Raw genomic sequence first — 2,333 nt, 5'->3', positions numbered from 1 at the left:
CACTACGGAAACCGGAATCAGTCCGGGTTACCGTTGACGAATAAACCTTAACCAATACTTCGTTGTCTTTCGGTAATGGTCTAGGAACTTCCAACAATTTGGCAACTTCTGGTGCTCCATATTTGGAATATACAATTGCTCTCATTTTCTAAATATTTTGTTGTTTCTAGGTTATTTCCTACACTTGCCACTAACGTCAGTTCGTCTAAAAACCTCTGAACAAATTGATTTTTATTTATTAGAAAGTAAACATATGCGATTAAAACTATAATTATTTTTCTTTTTAAAACTACCTCTAGTTCCGTTCAACACAGGTTTCATTGTTCATGCTGCGCACGCAACGAAACCCTTAGTTGTTAGCAATAGTATCATTTTTTACTAATGATTATTCAATAGCCACATTGCGACACTTGCTCTACAATCATCATTATTTTCTGCATTATAAAAATTGTTAAACCAATTTCTATTTATGTTTTCTCCATTGTTCATAGCATTTTTAGCGTCTATTAGCCAAGCTTTAGGAATAGATTTCATAGGATTGTTGCCATTAAATTTAAATGAATTTAAGTCATTATTTTGTTCCAGCCAACTATTGAAAGAATAATTTGCATAATGTGGTTGTCCATCTTCCATATAAAAACTTCTGAGAAGATACTAAAACTCTATTCCAGTCATTTCGTCTATTTCAGTACTTTTTTTTGAATCCCCCAACGTTCCTAAAGCTTCTCGATGGCGGGGGCAGATAAAACAAAATCTTTAAATTAATCACAAATTTTGCAAATACAAAACCAACTTTAAATTCAAAACTTTAGCCCCGCTAATGCCAAACTGCCCGTTAGCGGTTCGGCTATATTGTCGTCAATATTTCCATTGTTTCTTTTTCTTTTACGGATATTATTTTTAATATTTCTGATGCTTGTTGAATATATTTAAAATCTCTTGTTTCACTTACTTTTTCAAATAGTTGAGAAACCGAAGTCCAAAGTTCTGCAATTTCTACAAATGCTTCATATCCCGTTTTCAGTTTGTCAAGTTTCAATATTTCGTAACTTTCTTTAAGAAAATCTCTGTATAAGTTTCTAAATAATGCTCCGCCTGTTCCTGCTTTTTCCATCAGCATTGCACTTGTTTTGAAATCATTTTCTATGTCATCGCTTGCTTTAAACCATTTAATTATTTCAGCACTCGTTTTGAAAATTCCTTTGTAGCCAATATTTGTAATTGGTGGATTTATATGTTCAGTAGCGTTATTTCTAATTGCTGTTATTATTGCAGTTTTTAAATCAAAATTTTTATCAGTTTTACGCAAAGTATAATACAAATTTTTTGAAGACATTGGACCTTTTTCTGCTCTTGCTAGTGCTAAACTTTTCAAAGTTGTTTTTACTTCCCCGCCTTGTTGTTTTGTGTCTACTAAAAATGCGTTTTCATCATCATAACCATAAAGTGCAGTATAATGTCCTGCAAAATGAAATGGTCTTGAAAAATATTGCAAATGAAAACAGTCTAATTTTAAGCCGACTGCTTTTCCGTTGTCAATTAGTTCTTTTACGTTTTCCCAAGCCTTTTGGATTGATGCAGTTTCCTTTGCATTCAATTCTAGGTTTAGATTTCTTGCAATATTTTCAGTTAATAAGTCTGGTTTTACTCGGCCGCCAATGAAAGGAAAATTCATTGATTTCATATTCCAAAAAATAAATCCAAGTCCTTCACCTAAACCAAAAAGCATTGGCTCTGAAAGTTCAATTCCGATTTGTTGCAACAAAGTTCCTGTTGCAGTAGTTTCACAATGTTGTCCGTTAAATGGCTTTAAATTTTCTATTTTCATTTTTTTAACCGTGATTTTTTTTAGCTGACCGCTAACGTCAGTTTGTCTAAAAACCTCCAAACGACCTTTATTTTATTAATTAGGAAGTAAATATACAGGATTTAAACTGCCTCTAATTTCCGTTCAACACAGGCTTCATTGTTGGCTTTTCAAGCCCAACGAAGCCTTAGCTGTTGTAGTCAGTGCTTTATTTTGATACTTTAGACTTTTTAATGTTCAAAGCTTTCTGCTTTATCCATTGAATTGAAATATCAACAGGTGCAGTAATATTGCCAGAAACAGTATTATGTCCTAATGTTGAAAACAAGGTATATTCGAAAGGTTTGCCTTGAACTTTAAATGTATTTAAGTGCTCTATGCACAATTTTACGGGAATTTGGATATCTTTCTCACCAAAAAGCCAAAGTCCTGGAATTGAAAGAGTATTCAAGTAATTTTTTGGGTCAGTAGTGGTAAATTGATACCTGTCTGGGTCATTTTTAGTATGTTCACGAGCATCTGATTC

The 2,333-nt window shown here is 32.8% G+C and carries 2 protein-coding genes and 1 pseudogene; all 3 read right to left on the bottom strand.

Annotated elements, in window-relative coordinates; all coding sequences use genetic code 11:
* Positions 1-378 precede the first annotated feature (378 nt).
* Positions 379-633 (bottom strand): hypothetical protein, encoded by a 255-nt coding sequence (locus ACH2BP_RS01100; protein WP_395056168.1) that lies wholly within the window; start codon positions 631-633, stop codon positions 379-381.
* Between the two features lie 214 nt (positions 634-847).
* Positions 848-1,828 carry a BtrH N-terminal domain-containing protein gene (locus tag ACH2BP_RS01095; protein WP_395056166.1) on the bottom strand — a complete coding sequence of 327 codons (981 nt, stop codon included), beginning with the start codon at positions 1,826-1,828 and terminating at the stop codon, positions 848-850.
* A gap of 187 nt (positions 1,829-2,015) precedes the next feature.
* A pseudogene (locus ACH2BP_RS01090) lies at positions 2,016-2,333 on the bottom strand (alpha/beta hydrolase); the annotation flags it as partial.

Source organism: Flavobacterium sp. (genome assembly GCF_043756175.1).
Classification (GTDB): Bacteria; Bacteroidota; Bacteroidia; order Flavobacteriales; family Flavobacteriaceae; genus Flavobacterium.
Note: the sequence above shows the minus strand (reverse complement) of the source record. Positions and strands in the feature narration are given on the sequence as shown.